Consider the following 15,730-nt stretch of genomic DNA (forward strand, 5'->3'; position numbering starts at 1 on the left):
AAGATCACGTGTTTTGGTTTTCGCGGCTTGTCCGCCTGCAAGCATGACCCAGTTCGCCAAGGAAACCCTGCCGATCAGCCTCGAAGAGGAGATGCGCCACTCCTACCTCGATTACGCGATGAGCGTGATCGTGGGGCGCGCGCTCCCCGACGCCCGCGATGGCCTCAAGCCGGTGCACCGGCGCGTGCTGTTCGCGATGCACGAGCTCTCCAACGATTGGAACCGCGCCTACAAGAAGTCGGCGCGTATCGTCGGCGACGTCATCGGCAAGTACCACCCGCACGGCGACATCGCGGTGTACGACACCATCGTGCGCATGGCGCAGGACTTCTCGCTGCGCTACATGCTGGTCGACGGCCAGGGCAACTTCGGCTCGGTCGACGGCGACAACGCCGCGGCCATGCGTTACACCGAAATCCGCATGGCGCGCATCGGCCACGAGCTGCTGGCCGACATCGACAAGGAGACGGTCGACTTCGGGCCGAACTACGACGGCTCGGAGAAGGAGCCGCTGGTCCTGCCCGCGCGCATCCCCAATCTGCTGATCAACGGCTCGGCCGGCATCGCGGTGGGCATGGCGACCAACATCCCGCCGCACAACCTGGGCGAGGTCGTCGACGCCTGCCTGAAGCTGCTGGCGGAGCCGGATACCGACATCGAGGCCCTGATCGATATCGTCCAGGCGCCCGACTTCCCGACTGCCGCCCTGATCTATGGCCTGCATGGCGTGCGCGAGGGCTACCGCACCGGGCGCGGGCGCGTGATCATGCGCGCGCGCACCCACTTCGAGCCGATCGGCAAGACCGACCGCCAGGCGATCATCGTCGACGAGCTGCCCTACCAGGTGAACAAGCGCACCCTGCAGGAGCGCATGGCCGAGCTGGTCAACGAGAAGAAGATCGAGGGCATCAGCGAGATCCGCGACGAGTCCGACAAGTCGGGCATGCGCCTGGTCATCGAGTTGAAGCGCGGCGAGATGCCCGAGGTGGTGCTCAACAAGCTCTTCAAGCACACCCAGCTGCAGGACAGCTTCGGCATGAACATGGTGGCGCTGGTCGACGGCAAGCCGCGCCTCCTCAACCTCAAGCAGATGCTGGTGTGCTTCCTCGAGCACCGGCGCGAGGTCGTCACCCGCCGTACCATTTTCGAACTGCGCAAGGCGCGCGACCGCGGCCACATCCTCGAAGGCCTGGCGGTGGCGCTGTCCAACGTCGACGAGATCATCGCCCTGATCAAGGCCGCGCCGACACCCGCCGAAGCCAAGCGCGGGCTGATGGAGCGCACCTGGCGTTCGCCGCTGGTCGAGGAGATGCTGTCGCGCGCGTTGGCCGACAGCTACCGGCCGGAAGGGCTGGATGCGCAGTTCGGCCTCTCGGAGCAGGGCTACCGCCTGTCCGAAGCCCAGGCCCAGGCCATCCTCGAGCTGCGCCTGCAGCGCCTGACCGGACTCGAACAGGACAAGATCGTCGGCGAGTATCGCGAGGTGATGGACATCATCACCGACCTGCTCGACATCCTCGCCCGCCCCGAGCGCATCACCGCGATCATCGTCGAGGAGCTCACCGCGGTGCGCAACCAGTTCGGCGACCCGCGCCGCTCCGAGCTGGTCATGAACACCGCCGAGATCAACATCGAGGACCTGATCACGCCGGAAGACATGGTCGTGACCCTGTCGCACACCGGCTACTTCAAGCGCCAGCCGCTCGCCGACTACCGCGCCCAGCGCCGCGGCGGCCGCGGCAAGCAGGCGACCTCGATGAAGGACGAGGACTTCATCGACCACCTCTTCGTCGCCAACACGCACGACACCGTGCTGTGCTTCTCCAGCCGCGGGCGCTGCTACTGGCTCAAGGTGTACGAGGTGCCCGAAGGCACCCGCAACTCGCGCGGCAAGCCCATCGTCAATCTCTTCCCGCTGATCGAAGGCGAGAAGATCACCGCGGTGCTGCCGATCAAGGAGTTCGACGAGGAGCACTTCGTGTTCATGGCGACCTCGGAAGGCACGGTCAAGAAGACCGCGCTCACCGCGTTCTCCAACCCGCGCAAGGCTGGGATCATCGCGGTCAACCTGGACGACGGCGACCACCTGATCGGCGTGGCCATCACCGACGGCCAGTGCGACGTGATGCTGTTCTCCGACGCCGGCAAGGCGGTGCGCTTCGCCGAAACCGACGTGCGCCCGATGGGCCGCGAGGCCCGCGGCGTGCGCGGCATGATGCTGGAAGACGGCCAGGCGGTGATCGCCATGCTGGTGGCCAAGGACGAGTCGCAGTCGGTGCTGACCGCGACCGAGAACGGCTATGGCAAGCGCACGCCAGTGGCGGAATACACCCGCCATGGCCGCGGCACCAAGGGCATGATCGCGATCCAGACCAGCGACCGTAACGGCAAGCTGGTCGGTGCGGTGCTGGTCGAGCCCTCCGACGAGGTGATGCTGATCTCGACCGGCGGCGTGCTGATCCGCACCAGCGTCGAGAGCATCCGCGAGATGGGACGCTCGACCCAGGGCGTGACCCTGATCAACCTCGACGAGGGCACCTTCCTCGCCAGCATCGAGAAGGTGGCCGAGTCCGAGTCGGACGAGAGTATGCGCGCCAGTGACGAGGCGGCCGAGGGCGGAGCGCACGCTGCGGCGGGCGAGGGGAGTGAGGGCGGCGAGGGCGAGGCCCCGGCCGCCGGCGAGCAAGGAGAGGCTTGATGAGTCGCGTGTGGAATTTCAGCGCCGGTCCCGCGGTGCTGCCCGAGGAGGTGCTGCGCCAGGCCGCCGCGGAGATGCTCGACTGGCACGGGTCGGGCATGGGCGTGATGGAGATGAGCCATCGCGGCAAGGAATTCACCGCCATCGCCGCGCAGGCCGAAGCCGACCTGCGCGAGCTGCTCGCGGTGCCGGCGAACTACCGCATCCTGTTCATGCAGGGCGGGGCGATTGCCGAGAACGCGATCATCCCGATGAACCTGATGGGCGACAGGCGCGCGGCGGACTACGTGGTCACCGGCTCGTGGACGCAGAAGTCGCAGAAAGAGGCGCGCAAGTACGCCGAGGTGAACATCGCCGCCTCGTCCGAGGCGAGCGGCTTCACCACCGTGCCGCCGATGGCGGAGTGGAAGCTGTCGGCCGATCCGGCCTACGTGTTCACCTGCACCAACGAGACCATCGGTGGCGTCGAGTACCCCTTCGAGCCCGACCTGGCGCAGATCGGCCGCGGCGAGGTGCCGGTGGTGGCCGACATGTCCTCGCACATCCTGTCGCGCGTGATCGACGTGTCCAAGTACGGACTGATCTTCGGCGGCGCGCAGAAGAACATCGGACCCGCGGGCCTGACCATCGTCATCGTGCGCGAGGACCTGGTCGGGCGCGCGATGCCGCTGTGCCCCAGCGCCTTCGACTACAAGGTGGTGGCCGACAACGGCTCGATGTACAACACCCCGCCGACCTACGCGATCTACATCGCCGGCCTGGTCTTCCAGTGGCTGAAGCGCCAGGGCGGGGTGGCCGCGATCGAGGCGCAGAACGTGGCCAAGGCGAAGCTGCTGTACGACTTCCTCGACGGCAGCGATTTCTACGAGAATCGCGTCGATCCCGCCTGCCGCTCGCGGATGAACGTGCCCTTCTTCCTCAAGGACGAGGCGCTCAACGACGCTTTCCTGGCCGAGTCGAAGGCGGCCGGGCTGGTGCAGCTGAAGGGCCACAAGTCGGTTGGCGGCATGCGCGCATCGATCTACAACGCGATGCCGATCAAAGGCGTGCAGGCGCTGGTCGACTTCATGCGCGACTTCGCCGCGCGCCGCGGTTGAGTCCGGGCAAGATCACGAACGAACGGAAAGCGGAAGCTGGAGGGGCCACGGGCCGAGCATGAGCGACGAACTGCTTAAACTGCGCAACGAGATCGACCGCCTTGACGAGGAAATCCTCGCCCGCCTGTCCGAGCGCGCGCGCTGCGCGCAGCGCGTGGGCGAGATCAAGCGCGGCGTCATGTATTACCGCCCCGAGCGCGAGGCCCAGGTGCTGCGCCGGCTGGCCGAACTCAATCCCGGTCCGCTGTCCGCGGATGCGGTCAAGACCATCTTCCGCGAGGTCATGTCGGCCTGCCTCGGCCTCGAGCAGCCGCTGCGCGTGGCCTACCTCGGCCCAGCCGGCACCTTCTCCGAGAGCGCCAGCCGCAAGCACTTCGGCTCGGCGCCCAACTTCATGCCGATGGCGGCGATCGACGACGTCTTCCGCGCGGTCGAGGCCGGCAATGCCGACTACGGCGTGGTGCCGGTGGAGAACTCCACCGAGGGCGCCGTCGGCGGCACGCTCGACCTGCTGCTCGCCAACCCGCTCAAGGTCTGCGGCGAGGTGCGCCTGCGCATCCACCAGCAGCTGATGTCGCGCGCCGAGGGCATCGGTGCCGCGCGGCGCATCTACTCGCATGCGCAGTCGCTGGCGCAGTGCCACGAATGGCTCAACCGCAACCTGCCGCACCTGCCGCGCATCCCGGTGGCGAGCAACGCCGAAGCCGCGCGCATGGCCGCCGAGGACCCGGAATCCTGCGCCATCGCCGGCGAGGCCGCGGCGCAGCTCTACGGGCTCAACGTCCTCGCCCCCAACATCGAGGACGATCCCAACAACACCACCCGCTTCCTGGTCATCGCCGATCACGACGCCGGTCCGTCGGGACAGGACCGCACCTCGCTGGTGTTTTCCACGCCCAACCGTCCGGGCGCCATCCATGGCCTGCTCGAACCGCTGGCGCGCCACGGCGTCGACCTCACCAAGCTGCAGTCGCGCCCGGCGCGCTCGGGGCTGTGGGAGTACGTCTTCTACGCCGACGTCAATGGTCATCGCGAGGATCCGCCGGTGGCCGCTGCGCTGCAGGAGCTCAACGAGCGTGCGGCCTTCGTGAAGGTCATCGGCTCCTATCCGGTCGCCGCGATCTGAGCCGGGCCCGTTCCCGACCGAATTCCCGATCGTTTCCCGGCGCTGCGTGCTGCAGCGCCGCAGCAGGAGAGAACCAATGAGCATCGCCAGCCTCGCCCCCGATTACATCCGCGCGATCATGGCCTACCAGCCGGGCAAGCCGATTTCCGAACTCGCCCGCGAGATGGGCATTGCCGAGTCGAGCATCGTCAAGCTCGCATCCAACGAGAATCCGCTCGGCATGAGCGCCCGGGCCCGTGACGCCGCGCTCGCCGCTCTCGCCGATGTCGCGCGCTACCCGGATGGCGGCGCCTTCGCGCTCAAGGCGGCGCTGTGCGCGAAGTTCGACGTGCGGCCGGAGCAGCTGGTGGTGGGCAACGGCTCCAACGACATCCTCGAGCTCGTGGCACAGGCCTTCCTCGCGCCCGGGCTGTCGGCCATCTACTCGCGCCACGCCTTCGCGGTCTACCCGCTCGCCACCAACGCCCGCGGCGCGCGCGGCATCGAGGTGGCGGCGAAGAACTTCGGCCACGACCTCGATGCGATGCTGGCGGCGATCGAGGCGCAGACGCGGGTGATCTTCATCGCCAACCCCAACAACCCGACCGGCACCTTCATCGCCGGGCCGGAGCTCGAGGCCTTCCTCGACAGGGTGCCGCGCCATGTGCTGGTGGTGCTCGACGAGGCCTACACCGAGTACCTCGCGCCCGAGCAGCGCTACGACTCGATCTCCTGGCTGGCGTGCTTCCCCAATCTGCTGGTGTCGCGCACCTTCTCCAAGGCCTACGGTCTGGCCGGGCTGCGCGTGGGCTACGGCATCGCCCACCCGGACGTGGCCGACCTGATGAACCGTGTGCGCCAGCCCTTCAACGTGTCCTCGGTCGGCCTGGCGGCGGCCGAGGCTGCGCTCGGCGACGAGGAGTTCATCGCCCGCAGCGCCGAGATCAACCGCCGCGGCATGGCGCAGCTGACCGCCGCATTCACCGAGCTCGGCCTGGAGTGGATCCCGTCCGCGGGCAACTTCGTCACCTTCAAGGCCGGCGACGCGGTGGGCATCAACCAGGCGCTGCTGCGCCAGGGCGTCATCGTGCGCCCGATCGGCGCCTACGGCATGCCGCACTGGCTGCGCGTGTCGATCGGCCTCGCGGAAGAGAATGCCCGCTTCATCGCTGCGCTCAAACAGGCGCTGGCCTGAGCGGAGGTTTGCGATGCCCCTGATCGGCAAGCTCGTCGTCTGCGGCGTCGGCCTCATCGGCGGCTCCTTCGCGCTCGCCTTGCGCCATGCGCATGCGGTCGGCCGCATCGTCGGCATCGGCCGCCGCCGCGAGCCGCTCGAGCGCGCGCGCGCGCTGGGCGTCATCGACGACATCGCGGAAGACTGGGCGGATGCGCTCGACGGTGCCGACATGGTGCTGCTCGCGGCGCCGGTGGGCCAGATGGATGCGATCATGGCGGCCATGGCGCCGCACCTGCAGCCAGGCACGATCGTCACCGACGCCGGCAGCACCAAGCGCGACGTGGTCGATGCGGTGCAGCGGCACTTCGACGCGGCGCTGGCCGACGTGGTGCCGGCGCATCCGATCGCCGGCGCCGAGAAGAGCGGCGTAGAGGCGGCCTTCGCCGAACTCTACATGGGGCGCAAGGTGGTGCTGACGCCGCTGCCCGAGAGCCGTCCGGAGGCGGTGCAGAAGGTGCGCGACGCCTGGGAGGCGTGCGGGGCGAAGGTCGTCGGCATGACGCCGCAGGAGCACGACCGCGTGTTCGCCGCGGTGAGCCATCTCCCGCACCTGCTCGCCTTCGGCCTGGTCGATGACCTCGCCGGACGCAGCAACGCGCCGCTGCTGTTCTCGCACGCGGCCAGCGGCTTCCGCGACTTCACCCGCATCGCCGGCAGTCATCCGGAGATGTGGCGCGACATCTGCGTCGCCAACCGGGTGGCGCTGCTGGAAGAGCTCGATGCCTATCTCGGCGAACTCGGGCGCCTGCGCACGATGCTGGTCGAGGCCGACGGCGACGGGCTCGAGGCGGTGTTCGAGCGCGCGCGGCGCGCCCGCAACGCCTGGGCCGAAGGCCTGCCGCTGCGCACCGCCGAATAGTCGCCACGAATCCCTCGTCCTGCGCGGCAGGACATGCTTTCAGAGGTCATGATGGAATTTCTCGATCTGCCCCCGATGCTGGGCGCCGCCGGCACGGTTCGCCTGCCCGGTTCGAAGAGCATCTCCAACCGCGTGCTGCTGCTGGCCGCGCTCGCCGAGGGCGAGACCGACATCCGCGACCTGCTGCTGTCCGACGACGTCGAGCGCATGCTCGATGCCCTGCGTGCGCTCGGCGTGGCCTGGGAGCGCGATGGCGACAGCCTGAACTATCGCGTGCGCGGCGTGGGCGGGCCGTTTCCGGTCAAGCACGGCGACCTCTTCCTCGGCAACGCCGGCACAGCCTTCCGCCCGCTGACCGCGGCGCTCGCACTGTCGGGCGGCGAGTACCGGATGTCGGGCGTGCCGCGCATGCACGAGCGCCCGATCGGCGATCTCGTCGATGCGCTGCGCCAGCTCGGCGCCGACATCAGCTGCACCGCCAACGAGGGCTATCCGCCGCTGCATCTGAAGCCGGCGACGATCCGCCCCGGGGGCGTGGTGAAGGTGCGCGGTGACGTCTCCAGCCAGTTCCTGACCGCGCTGCTGATGGCGCTGCCGCTGACCGGCGTGGAGACCACGATCGAGGTGGTGGGCGAGCTGATATCCAAGCCCTACATCCGCATCACCCTCGAACTGATGGCGCGCTTCGGCGTGCAGGTCGAGCAGCAGGGCTGGGAACGCTTCGTGGTGCCTGGCGGTGCGCGTTACCGCAGCCCGGGCACCGTGTTCGTCGAGGGCGACGCCTCGTCGGCGTCCTACTTCCTCGCCGCCGGCGCGATCGGCGGCGGGCCGGTGCGGGTGGAGGGCGTGGGGCGGACCAGCATCCAGGGCGACGTGCGCTTCGCCGAGGCGCTGGCGCAGCTCGGTGCGCGCATCACCCTGGGCGACAACTGGATCGAGGCTTCGGCGCCCGAGGGCGGCGTGCTGAAGGCCTTCGACCTCGACCTCAACCACATCCCGGACGCGGCGATGACGCTGGCGGTGGCGGCACTGTTCGCCGACGGCCCGTGCCGGCTGCGCAACATCGCCAGCTGGCGGGTCAAGGAAACCGACCGCATCGCGGCGATGGCGACCGAGCTGCGCAAGGTCGGCGCCGAGGTGGAGGAGGGCGCCGATTACCTGGTGGTGAGCCGTCCGCAGCGCCTGAGGCCGGCGGCAATCGACACCTACGACGACCACCGCATGGCGATGTGCTTCTCGCTGGTGAGTCTGGGCGGCTGCCGGGTGCGCATCAACGACCCGAAGTGCGTGAACAAGACCTTCCCCGGCTACTTCGACGCCTTTGCGCAGGTCGCCCGACCGGTGCCGGTGGTGGCGATCGATGGTCCTTCCGCATCGGGCAAGGGCACGGTGGCCGCGCGCGTGGCCGCGGCACTGGGCTGGCACTACCTGGACAGCGGCTCGCTTTACCGCCTGACTGCGCTCGCCGCGATGCGTGCGGGCGTGGCGCTCGACGACGAGGCCGGCGTGGCCGCGCTGGCGGCGGCGCTGCCGGCGCGCTTCGAGGGTGATCGTGTGCTGCTCGAGGGCGACGACGTCAGCGACGAGATCCGCTCCGAGGCGTGTTCGGTCGGCGCCTCGAAGGTGGCGGTGCTGCCTGCGGTACGGGCGGCGCTGTTCGACCGCCAGCGCGACTACCGCGTCGCGCCCGGCCTGGTCGCCGAAGGCCGGGACATGGGCTCGGTGATCTTCTCCGACGCGGACATCAAGGTCTTCCTTACCGCCTCTGCCGAGGCGCGTGCCGAGCGGCGGTATAAGCAGTTGATGGAAAAGGGTTTGCCTGCTAACATGCAAAGTCTTCTGAAGGATCTTCGGGAACGGGATGCGCGCGATGCGGCCCGCGCCGTCGCCCCCCTGACGAAGCTGCCGGACGCGGTCTTGCTCGATACCACCGAAAGGGATGTCGAACAGGCCGTGGCCTTCGTGCTCGACCTCGTGCAGGCGGGCGTCAGGGTTTCCGGTTGAACGCAATCGCGCGGGAGCGTGGGCTCCGGCGCGTTTTTTCTTGAACCAGCCATGTTTGCCGTCCCACGGCGGTGCCGGAACCGACCTTTTATGTCCAACGCCACCCCCGCCTTCGAAGAAAGCTTTGCCGCCCTCTTCGAGGAAAGCCTCGCCCTCCAGGAAATGCGCGCCGGTGAAGTCATCACCGCTGAAGTCGTGCGCATCGATCAGAACTTCGTCGTCGTCAACGCCGGCCTGAAGTCCGAAAGCTACGTCCCCGTCGAAGAGTTCCGCAACGACCGCGGTGAGCTCGAAGTCGAAATCGGCGATTTCGTCCACGTCGCAATCGACGCGCTCGAAGACGGCTTCGGCGAAACCCGCCTGTCGCGCGACAAGGCCAAGCGCATCTCGGCCTGGAACGACCTCGAGAAGGCGCTCAACGAAGGCTCCCTGGTCAAGGGCGTCATCACCGGCCGCGTCAAGGGTGGCCTGACCGTCATGACCAACAGCATCCGCGCCTTCCTGCCGGGCTCGCTGGTCGACATGCGTCCGGTCAAGGACACCACGCCGTACGAAGGCAAGGAATACGAATTCAAGGTCATCAAGCTCGACCGCAAGCGCAACAACGTGGTGGTTTCGCGTCGCGCCGTGCTGGAAGAGTCGATGGGCGAAGAGCGCGAGAAGCTGCTCGCCAACCTCAAGGAAGGCACCGTCGTCAAGGGTATCGTCAAGAACATCACCGACTACGGTGCGTTCGTCGACCTCGGCGGCATCGATGGCCTGCTGCACATCACCGACCTGGCCTGGCGCCGCGTCCGTCACCCGAGCGAAGTGCTCAACGTCGGTGACGAGATCGAAGCCAAGGTCCTCAAGTTCGACCAGGAAAAGAACCGCGTCTCGCTGGGCCTCAAGCAGCTCGGCGAAGATCCGTGGGTCGGCATCTCGCGTCGCTACCCGCAGGGCACCCGCCTGTTCGGCAAGGTGACCAACATCACCGACTACGGCGCGTTCGTCGAAGTCGAGCAGGGCATCGAGGGCCTGGTCCACGTGTCCGAGATGGACTGGACCAACAAGAACATCCACCCGACCAAGGTCGTCCAGCTGGGCGACGAGGTCGAAGTGATGATCCTCGAGATCGACGAAGACCGTCGCCGCATCTCGCTGGGCATGAAGCAGTGCATGTCGAACCCGTGGGACGATTTTGCGATCAACCACAAGAAGGGCGACAAGGTTCGTGGCCAGATCAAGTCGATCACCGACTTCGGCGTGTTCATCGGCCTGGAAGGCGGCATCGACGGCCTGGTTCACCTGTCCGACCTGTCCTGGAGCGAGTCCGGCGAAGACGCCGTGCGCAAGTTCAAGAAGGGCGACGAGGTCGAGGCCGTGGTGCTGGCGATCGATGTCGAGCGCGAGCGCATCTCGCTGGGCATCAAGCAGCTCGAGGGCGACCCCTACACCAACTTCATCGCCACTCACGAGAAGAACAGCCTCGTGCGCGGCACCGTGAAGTCGGTCGAGGCGCGTGGCGCGGTGATCTCGCTGGGTGACGACGTCGAGGGCTACCTGCGTGCGTCCGAAGCGGCTCCGCACCGTGTCGACGACCTGACCACCATGCTGAAGGAAGGTGACGAGGTCGAGGCGCTGGTGATCAACGTGGATCGCAAGACCCGTTCGATCAGCCTGTCGATCCGTGCCAAGGATCAGGCCGAGCAGTCGGAAGCCATGAGCAAGCTCGCTTCGGAGAGCTCGGCTGCCGCCGGCACGACCAACCTGGGTGCCCTGCTCAAGGCCAAGCTGAACGAGCAGAAGCAGTAATCTGACCGGTCATGACCAAATCGGAGCTGATCGCCCAACTGGCGGAGCGTTTCCCCCAGCTGGTCGCAAAGGACGCCGATTACGCGGTCAAGATGATCCTCGATGCGATGACCGACGCGCTGGCGCGTGGCGATCGCATCGAGATCCGCGGGTTTGGTAGCTTTGCGCTGAACTATCGTCCGCCCCGTACCGGGCGCAATCCGAAATCCGGCGAGAAGGTGCACGTGCCGGAAAAATACGTTCCGCATTTCAAGGCGGGCAAGGAATTGCGCGAAAGGGTGGATCTCGGCGGCAATTGACCGCGCGGCGATCGGTTTTACAGGCAATAATGGAAGGCGGCTGCGGCCGCCTTCTTTTTTGTTCACCGCTCGGGGATAATGCCGGCCATGCGCGCAATCATCTGGTTCATCCGCCTGCTGCTGTTCTTCCTGCTGTTCGGGTTCGCGATCAAGAACGACCAGCTGGTCACCCTGAACTTCTTCTTCGGCAGCCAGTGGCAGCTGCCGCTCGTGTTCGTCATCCTGCTGACCTTCGCCGCGGGTGCGCTGCTCGGCGTGACGGCGACCCTCGCCTCCCTTGTGCGTCAGCGTCGCGAGATCTCGCGCCTGCGCCGTCAGCTCGAGCTCGCCGAGCGCACCAAGGTTTCGGGCGAGACCGCGCTCACCGCCGGTGAAGCTCAACTGCCGATGCCCTGACCGCCGATGGAAATCGAATTCTGGTGGCTGCTCGCGCTGCCGCTCTTCTTCGGGCTTGGCTGGCTGGCCGCGCGCATCGACATCCGTCAGGTGGTTCAGGAGTCGCGCGCGCTACCGCGCTCCTACCTCAGCGGGCTCAACTTCCTGCTCAACGAACAACCCGACAAGGCGATCGACGCCTTTGTCGAGGCGGTGCGCATCGATCCGCAGACCGTGGAGCTGCACTTCGCCCTCGGCAGCCTGTTCCGGCGCCGCGGCGAGACCGATCGCGCGATCCGCATCCATCAGTTGCTGGTCGATCGCGAGGACATCAGCGAGGAGCACCGCCTGCAGGCCCTGGGCGAACTGGGACAGGATTTCCTCAAGGCCGGCCTGCTCGATCGCGCCGAGGCGGCCTTCCTGCGCCTGCGCGACACCCGGGCCAACGACGTGGCCCTGCGCTACCTGCTCGAGATCTACCAGCAGGAGAAGGACTGGGCCAGGGCGATCGAGGTCGCGCAGGCCCTGCCGGAGCACGAAGGGGTGATGTGGCGCACCGAGATGGCCAATTTCCATTGCGAACTCGCCGCGAGCGCGATGGCCAACTCGCGCTACGACGAGGCCCGGCGCCATCTCGACCAGGCCTTCGAGGTCAATCGTCGCAGCGTGCGCGCCAGCGTCCTGCTCGGCGACCTGCTCGCGGCGCAAGGGCGCGACGAGGAGGCGCTCGAGGCGTGGAAGCGGATCGAGAACCAGGATCCGGTCTATCTGGCGCTGGTGGCGGAGCGCGTCATGGATGCCTCCGGGCGCCTGGGGCGGGTCGACCAGGGGCATCAGCTGTTGCGCGCCTGGCTGTCGGCGCACGCCTCGCTGGATCTGCTCGACGAGCTGTTCCACTGGGAGCTCGAGCGCGAGGGGGCCAAGGCCGCCTACGAGCTCGTGCGCGAGGAGCTGCGCCGCAACCCGACGCTGCTCGGCCTCGACAAGCTGCTCGAAGCGGCCGTGCTTGCCGCCCCCGCGGAGCAGCGCAGTGACATCGAGCTCGTCAAGCAGCTGATCCACGGCCATACCCGCCGCGTGGCGCGTTATCGTTGCGACGCCTGCGGCTTCAAGGCGCGGCAGTTCCACTGGCGCTGCCCGGCCTGCGGCGGCTGGGAAACCTATCCCCCGCGCCGCACCGAGGAGTTCGATCTCACGCCCTGAGCGTGGCGCATGCGAGCCCGCGGCCCGCGGCCTGCGGCATCCGGCGACGCCTGCCGCGCCCGTCGCGCGGCGTCGGACCGGTCCTTCAACCCCGAATCGAGCACGACCCCAAATGGAATTCAGGACGCTGGAAGATTACGTCGGCCACACCCCGCTGGTACGCCTCAAGCGCATCACTGCAGGTCGCAACAACGTGATCCTCGCCAAGCTGGAAGGCAACAACCCCGCGGGTTCGGTCAAGGACCGCCCGGCGCTGTCGATGGTGATGCGTGCGGAGGCGCGCGGCGAGATCAGGCCCGGCGACACCCTGATCGAGGCCACCAGCGGCAACACCGGCATCGCGCTGGCGATGGCCGCGGCCATCCGTGGCTACCGGATGATCCTGGTGATGCCCGAGAACCAGAGCATCGAGCGTCGCCAGACCATGCGCGCCTTCGGTGCCGAGCTGGTGCTGGTGCCGAGCTCGGGCGGCATGGAGATGGCGCGCGACGTGGCCGAGAAGATGCGTGACGAGGGCAGGGGGATCATCCTCGACCAGTTCGCCAATCCGGACAATCCGCTCGCCCATTACGAGGGTACCGGTCCGGAGATCTGGGAGCAGACTGGCGGGCGCATTACCCACTTCGTAAGCTCGATGGGCACCACCGGCACCATCATGGGGACCTCGCACTTCCTGAAGGAGCGCAATCCCGACATCTGCATCGTCGGCTGCGAGCCCGAGCAGGGCTCCCAGATTCCTGGCATCCGCAAGTGGCCCGAAGCCTACCTGCCGCGCATCTTCGAGCGCCCGCGGGTGGATCGCTTCGAGCCGGTCAGCCAGGCCGATGCCGAGGAGATGACCCGGCGCCTGGCGCGCGAGGAGGGCATCTTCGCCGGGATCTCCTCGGGTGGCGCCCTGCACGTGGCGCTGCGCATCGCCGCCGAGGTCGAGAACGCGGTGATCGTGTCCATCGTGTGTGACCGCGGTGACCGCTACCTGTCCACTGGCGTGTTTCCGGCCTGAGTCCGCGCAGCGGCCGGGCGCGCGCGTCCGGACATTTGCGCGCGGGTGGCTGCTGGCGCTGGCCCTCGGTCTGTCGCCGGCGCTCGCGGTCGAGCGCCTGAGCCTGAAGATTGCAGATGTCGCCAGTCCCGTTTTCGCGCTCCACGACATCCAGGCCGTGTTCGATGCGGGCGGCGCAACGGCGACGATCTCGGTGGCGCGCGCGCGGGTCGGCGCGCGCGTGCTGCGCGATGTCCGCCTGCGCTGCGCACGGGCCTCTCTGAGCTTCGACGGCTTTTCCTGCCATGGCGCCGACCTGCACCTGGCGGGCAAGCCTGTGTCGGCGGCGCTCGACTTCGAGCTCGATCGCCGCAGCGGTGAGGTGCGACTCGCCGCCGGGTTCGATCAGGGGGGGCGTATTGAAGTGGATCTGGACGGAGGCGGTGATCTGCTGGCCAGAGTGGTCGAGCTTCCGGCCGATGCCGTGCACGCCCTGCTGTCGCCTTGGTCGCCGCCGGTCGCGCGCGCGATGCGGGACTTCAAGCCGCAAGGTCGCGCGAGCGGCGAGCTCGCGTGGAGTACGGCCGGCGCTCGGGCGTCGCGTCTGAGTGCGCGATTCCGCATCGCGGATGCCGCTTTCGGCAGTGCGGACGGTCTGCAGGCCGCCGAGCGCGTCGGCGTGGAGTTCGCGGTCGACGCACGGCAGGCCGGCGGTGCCTGGCACTGGCAGGCCGGAGTGGACTGGAAGGAGGGGGCGGCCTACCTGCATCCGCTTTATCTGGAGGCGGGGGCGAGGCTCAGCGCGAGCGGGCGGCTCGATGGCAGGCGGCTCCGGGTCGACGATGCGGCGCTCGAGGTCGAGGGCGTCCGCCGGTTACGCGCCACGGCGACCGCGAACCTCGATGCGCTGGACGAGACCAGCCTGTCGGTGGATGTCGACGGGGCCGACCTCGCGCTCATCGGGCCACGCTGGATCGCGCCGCTGTTGGCGCCCGCCAGTGCCGAGCGCCTGCGCTTCGCCGGCCACTTGAGCGGCGCGCTGCAAGTCCGTGAGGGGCGACTGCAGGCGGTCGAGCTCCGTTTCGAGGACGCCGGCTTCAGTCTGATCGGGGTCGCGGAAGGTCCAGGGGTGGTGCTCGGGCCGATTGCCGGCCAGGCCTCGTGGGCGCAGGGGGAGCGCAGGCGGACGCGGCTCGAGGTGGCCGGCGGGCGCTGGGAGAAGCTCGCGCTCGGTGCCTTCGTCATCCATGCGGAGTTGATGGACGACGGTGCGCGTCTTGCCCGCACGATGGTGCCGGTGCTCGACGGCGCGCTCGTGCTCGAGGACTTGTCCCTGTCCCGCGGGCCGGCCGGTTGGCAGGGCCGCGGCAGCGTCGTGATCGAGCCGGTGTCGATGCCGGCCCTGACTGCTGCGCTCGACCTGCCGCTGATGGCGGGCGTGCTGTCGGCATCGCTGCCCGAGCTGCGCGTGAGTCCGGGCGAGATCGCGCTCGATGGCGCCCTCGTGATCTCGGTGTTCGACGGCTACCTGCGCGCGACCGGCCTGCGACTGCGCGAGCCCTTCGGCGTTGCCGCGCACCTGAGCGGCGACCTCGAGGCGCGCCACATCGACCTCGCCCAACTGACCGAGACCTTCAGTTTCGGCAGCATCACCGGCTTCGTCGATGCCGATGTGCGCGGCCTCGAGCTGGTGCGCTGGCGCCCGGTGGCCTTCGATGCGCGGATCGCCAGCAGCCCGGGCGACTATCGGCGCCGGATAAGCCAGCGCGCGGTGGAGAACATCAGCGCCCTCGGCGGCGCCGGTGCGGTGGCGGCGATCCAGCGTAGCCTGCTGCGCCTGTTCGAGACCTTCGGCTATCGCGAGCTCGGGCTGCATTGCCGGCTTGCCAGCGGCGTATGCGTCATGGATGGGATCGAGGGCGGCGAGCGCGCCGATGGCGGCTTCGTGATCGTGCGCGGCGGCGGCGTCCCGGCGCTGGATGTCATCGGCTACAATCGGCGCGTGGATTGGGACGAGCTGGTCGCGCGCCTGCAGCGGGTGGTGGCCGAAAACGTCTCGCCCGAACTGCGCTGACTC

The 15,730-nt window shown here is 68.2% G+C and carries 12 protein-coding genes; all 12 read left to right on the forward strand.

The genetic code is table 11. The features are described 5' to 3' along the window. Positions 1–43 precede the first annotated feature (43 nt). Positions 44–2,698 carry a DNA gyrase subunit A gene (gene gyrA, locus CKCBHOJB_RS06520; RefSeq protein ID WP_281051181.1) on the forward strand — a complete coding sequence of 885 codons (2,655 nt, stop codon included), beginning with the start codon at positions 44–46 and terminating at the stop codon, positions 2,696–2,698. Beyond that, positions 2,698–3,795: a 3-phosphoserine/phosphohydroxythreonine transaminase gene (serC, locus tag CKCBHOJB_RS06525; RefSeq protein WP_281051182.1), complete on the forward strand. Its 1,098-nt coding sequence runs from the start codon at positions 2,698–2,700 to the stop codon at positions 3,793–3,795. Before gyrA ends, serC begins: the two co-directional genes overlap by 1 nt. Before the next feature lie 58 nt (positions 3,796–3,853). Beyond that, positions 3,854–4,921, forward strand: a complete 1,068-nt coding sequence (gene pheA / locus CKCBHOJB_RS06530) for a prephenate dehydratase (protein WP_281051183.1) — start codon at positions 3,854–3,856, stop codon at positions 4,919–4,921. 76 nt (positions 4,922–4,997) lie between these two features. Next, a complete protein-coding gene (gene hisC, locus CKCBHOJB_RS06535; protein ID WP_281051184.1) occupies positions 4,998–6,095 on the forward strand; it encodes a histidinol-phosphate transaminase in 1,098 nt (365 codons plus the stop codon). A gap of 13 nt (positions 6,096–6,108) precedes the next feature. Then, the gene (locus tag CKCBHOJB_RS06540; RefSeq protein WP_281051185.1) at positions 6,109–6,996 is read left to right on the forward strand and encodes a prephenate dehydrogenase/arogenate dehydrogenase family protein; all 888 of its coding nucleotides are present in this window, start codon (positions 6,109–6,111) and stop codon (positions 6,994–6,996) included. Between the two features lie 51 nt (positions 6,997–7,047). Next, complete coding sequence (locus CKCBHOJB_RS06545) at positions 7,048–9,000, forward strand: bifunctional 3-phosphoshikimate 1-carboxyvinyltransferase/cytidylate kinase (RefSeq protein ID WP_281051638.1); 1,953 nt, start codon at positions 7,048–7,050, stop codon at positions 8,998–9,000. Between the two features lie 90 nt (positions 9,001–9,090). Next, entirely contained in the window at positions 9,091–10,794 is a 1,704-nt protein-coding gene (rpsA, locus tag CKCBHOJB_RS06550) for a 30S ribosomal protein S1 (RefSeq protein ID WP_281051186.1), read from the forward strand. Between the two features lie 11 nt (positions 10,795–10,805). After that, entirely contained in the window at positions 10,806–11,093 is a 288-nt protein-coding gene (locus tag CKCBHOJB_RS06555) for an integration host factor subunit beta (protein WP_281051187.1), read from the forward strand. Between the two features lie 87 nt (positions 11,094–11,180). Beyond that, positions 11,181–11,489 (forward strand): LapA family protein, encoded by a 309-nt coding sequence (locus CKCBHOJB_RS06560; RefSeq protein ID WP_281051188.1) that lies wholly within the window; start codon positions 11,181–11,183, stop codon positions 11,487–11,489. Between the two features lie 6 nt (positions 11,490–11,495). Beyond that, the gene (lapB, locus tag CKCBHOJB_RS06565; RefSeq protein ID WP_281051189.1) at positions 11,496–12,671 is read left to right on the forward strand and encodes a lipopolysaccharide assembly protein LapB; all 1,176 of its coding nucleotides are present in this window, start codon (positions 11,496–11,498) and stop codon (positions 12,669–12,671) included. Between the two features lie 112 nt (positions 12,672–12,783). Further along, a complete protein-coding gene (gene cysM / locus CKCBHOJB_RS06570; protein ID WP_281051190.1) occupies positions 12,784–13,674 on the forward strand; it encodes a cysteine synthase CysM in 891 nt (296 codons plus the stop codon). Further along, positions 13,637–15,727: a hypothetical protein gene (locus tag CKCBHOJB_RS06575; protein WP_281051191.1), complete on the forward strand. Its 2,091-nt coding sequence runs from the start codon at positions 13,637–13,639 to the stop codon at positions 15,725–15,727. Before cysM ends, CKCBHOJB_RS06575 begins: the two co-directional genes overlap by 38 nt. The last annotated feature ends 3 nt before the right edge of the window (positions 15,728–15,730 follow it).

Origin of the sequence: Thauera sp. GDN1 (assembly GCF_029223545.1) — a bacterium.
Lineage (GTDB): Bacteria > Pseudomonadota > Gammaproteobacteria > Burkholderiales > Rhodocyclaceae > Thauera.

What these genes read in the sequence shown, in the direction of transcription:
- rpsA (WP_281051186.1), top strand. Translation starts at nt 9,091, where the DNA reads ATGTCCAACGCCACCCCCGCCTTCGAAGAAAGCTTTGCCGCCCTCTTC.
- hisC (WP_281051184.1), top strand. Translation starts at nt 4,998, where the DNA reads ATGAGCATCGCCAGCCTCGCCCCCGATTACATCCGCGCGATCATGGCC.
- CKCBHOJB_RS06545 (WP_281051638.1), top strand. Translation starts at nt 7,048, where the DNA reads ATGGAATTTCTCGATCTGCCCCCGATGCTGGGCGCCGCCGGCACGGTT.
- CKCBHOJB_RS06540 (WP_281051185.1), top strand. Translation starts at nt 6,109, where the DNA reads ATGCCCCTGATCGGCAAGCTCGTCGTCTGCGGCGTCGGCCTCATCGGC.
- CKCBHOJB_RS06555 (WP_281051187.1), top strand. Translation starts at nt 10,806, where the DNA reads ATGACCAAATCGGAGCTGATCGCCCAACTGGCGGAGCGTTTCCCCCAG.
- CKCBHOJB_RS06560 (WP_281051188.1), top strand. Translation starts at nt 11,181, where the DNA reads ATGCGCGCAATCATCTGGTTCATCCGCCTGCTGCTGTTCTTCCTGCTG.
- gyrA (WP_281051181.1), top strand. Translation starts at nt 44, where the DNA reads ATGACCCAGTTCGCCAAGGAAACCCTGCCGATCAGCCTCGAAGAGGAG.
- pheA (WP_281051183.1), top strand. Translation starts at nt 3,854, where the DNA reads ATGAGCGACGAACTGCTTAAACTGCGCAACGAGATCGACCGCCTTGAC.
- cysM (WP_281051190.1), top strand. Translation starts at nt 12,784, where the DNA reads ATGGAATTCAGGACGCTGGAAGATTACGTCGGCCACACCCCGCTGGTA.
- serC (WP_281051182.1), top strand. Translation starts at nt 2,698, where the DNA reads ATGAGTCGCGTGTGGAATTTCAGCGCCGGTCCCGCGGTGCTGCCCGAG.
- lapB (WP_281051189.1), top strand. Translation starts at nt 11,496, where the DNA reads ATGGAAATCGAATTCTGGTGGCTGCTCGCGCTGCCGCTCTTCTTCGGG.